Annotated in this window: 3 protein-coding genes; all 3 read right to left on the bottom strand. The window is 65.2% G+C overall.

Annotated elements, in window-relative coordinates:
- Positions 1-237, bottom strand: a 237-nt coding sequence (locus ASE56_RS17740; RefSeq protein ID WP_235556992.1) for a hypothetical protein, incomplete at its 3' end; no start/stop codon positions are given.
- Positions 238-317: 80 nt separating this feature from the next.
- On the bottom strand, positions 318-728 hold the full coding sequence (locus tag ASE56_RS11945; RefSeq protein WP_156371703.1) for a hypothetical protein: 411 nt from the start codon (positions 726-728) through the stop codon (positions 318-320).
- Between the two features lie 129 nt (positions 729-857).
- Positions 858-1,247, bottom strand: a complete 390-nt coding sequence (locus tag ASE56_RS17010) for a hypothetical protein (RefSeq protein ID WP_156371702.1) — start codon at positions 1,245-1,247, stop codon at positions 858-860.
- Positions 1,248-1,527 lie beyond the last annotated feature (280 nt).

Here is a 1,527-nt window from a genome sequence, read left to right as displayed (position 1 = left end):
GTCTCCATCGGGCGGCGGGGCGCCATAGCCGTAGGTGTAGTTCACGCGCTCGCCGCTGCGCTGCCCGCAGTTTCCGACCTCCGGCGCCCCGTCCCAGGTCCAACCGTCAACGTCGAGGATCTTGGAGGTGTTCTCGACAGTCGATACGAGCGCGCCACGGGCCTGATCAGGGCTCAACGAGGAAGCCTGCCCGGCCGCGCAGCCGGACGCCGAGATGGCGGCGATGCACAACGTCACTCCAACGGCGACACGTGTGTAAGTGGCTGCGCGCACAACGTGACCCTCCCTCGAGTGCGAAGAAAATCGGGAACAGTTCGTCACGCGTTGTCCTGCTTGCGAAGCTCGGCGGCGTCGCCGGGGACGCAGAGGGACTCGCCGGCGATGAAGTACCTGCCCGGACCAGTCGAGAAGGTAAGCCCCTCAACGGGACCGCCGCTGCCGTACACCACGTATGCAGGGCCTTCGACCAGACGGACTTCCATGCCCAGTGAGCGCCAATAGTCGGCGACCCTCCGCGCGTCCGCCTCGCGATCACTGTCGGGCGCGGGGGCACCGTAGGTATAGGAGTAGTTCGCTTTGTCGCCGCTCCCCGGGCCGCAGTCGCCCACCTCGGGGGCGTGGCTTCGAGACCATCCCGCAACATCGAGCTGCGCGGCGCTGTCCTCGACCGTGCTGACGAGAGAGTCACGCGCTTCATCCGCGCTCACGGTGGCCTCGAGCGAGGCCACGCAGGACGTCAAAAGGAGACCGGCGACCAGGACGGTGACGGATGAGGCCGCGCCACGGACTGCGAGGGATGCCCTAAACGACGTCACGTACGCCCATCTTTCTGCGCTACCAGGGCGCCGGTTGAAAGCTCAGCCGTTGTCTTTTTTGCGCAGTTCTGAGGCGTCACCCGGAACACACAGCGAGGTACCGAAGATGTAGTAATTACCGGGCCCAGTCGAGAAGGACAAACCCTCGACGGGTCCGCCCGTTGCGTACACGACGACCGACGGGCTGTCTACAACGCGAACCTCCATGCCGAGTGACTTCCAGTGCTCTGCGACCTTCTGCGCGTCTGCCGCAAAGTCCCGGGACTGCGGTGGCGCGCTGTAACCGTAGTTGTCGTTCGCGCGTTCACCCGGCCGGTCTCCACAGTTGCCGACTTCGGGGGCCCCTGTCCATGCCCAGCCTGAAACATCGAGCACGGTCGAAGTCTCCTCCACGGTGGATACAAGCGTGTCGCGGGCTTGTTCAGGACTCATAGTGTCTCCCTCAGAAGTCGCACACGACGACAACATGATCACCATCGAGCTCGCCAGAACCGCGCAAACGGCACGGCCTGCATGTCCTCGCGTGCGCCTATCCACTGGTCAACCCTTCGATGATCGCTCGCTGAAGCGGGGTGGGCCCGGGCGCCACATAAGAGGACACCTGATCGCCCTGCCCCGCGGTGTTCAGCCGTTGTCCTGCTTGCGAATGTCGGCGGCGTCGCCGGGGACGCAGAGGGAGGTGCCGGCGATGTGGTAGTCCCCCGGACCCGTT

This window comes from Microbacterium sp. Leaf203 (assembly GCF_001421275.1).
Classification (GTDB): Bacteria; Actinomycetota; Actinomycetes; order Actinomycetales; family Microbacteriaceae; genus Microbacterium; species Microbacterium testaceum_A.
Note: the sequence above shows the minus strand (reverse complement) of the source record. Positions and strands in the feature narration are given on the sequence as shown.